This window comes from Mycobacterium sp. E3247, from assembly GCF_001667785.1.
In the GTDB taxonomy this organism is placed as follows: domain Bacteria; phylum Actinomycetota; class Actinomycetes; order Mycobacteriales; family Mycobacteriaceae; genus Mycobacterium.
The window spans coordinates 1-578 of the sequence record NZ_LZJG01000049.1 but is presented as its reverse complement, the minus strand read 5'-3'; the positions used below and the strand labels follow the sequence as shown (position 1 = coordinate 578).

The 578-nt window shown below is 68.0% G+C and carries 1 protein-coding gene; it reads right to left on the bottom strand.

Annotated elements, in window-relative coordinates; translation table 11 throughout:
* The coding region (locus A9X04_RS02160) for an HAD-IC family P-type ATPase (protein ID WP_156764182.1) at positions 1–578 on the bottom strand (578 nt) is incomplete at both ends.

Genomic DNA, 578 nt, shown 5'->3' with positions numbered 1-578 from the left:
ACGCCCAGATCCTTCTCCAGCAGCACCACGTCGGCGGCGTCCTTGGCCACGTCGGTGGCGCTGTCCACCGAGATCCCCACGTCGGCGGCGTGCAACGCCAGCGCGTCGTTGACCCCGTCGCCCAGGAAGCCGACGGCTCGCCCCTCGCGCCGCAGCGCGGTGATCAGCCGCGCCTTCTGCTCGGGGGAGATGCGCGCGAAGATGGTGTGGTGTTGCGCGGCGTACGCGAACGCGGCGTCGTCCAGGGGTTCGAGCTGCGCGCCGGTGATCGTGCCCTTCGAGGCCAAACCCAGTTCTTCACAGACCTTTTCGGCCACTCGCGGGTTGTCCCCGGTGGCGATCTTCAGCTCGATGCCCAGCTCGGCCAGCTCCAACAGCGATTGGCGTGCGGCGGATTTGGGCTCGTCGGCGAAGACCAGGAACCCCGCGAGCGAGAGCTCGCATTCGTCCGCCCGGGACAGCGTCGTCATCCCCGGCGCCGATTTGGTGGCCACGGCAACTACCCGGCGGCCGGCGTCGAACAATTCGGTCAGAGTCTTTTGAGCTTCAGCCGGTGCGCTGACGCACCGCCTGATTAT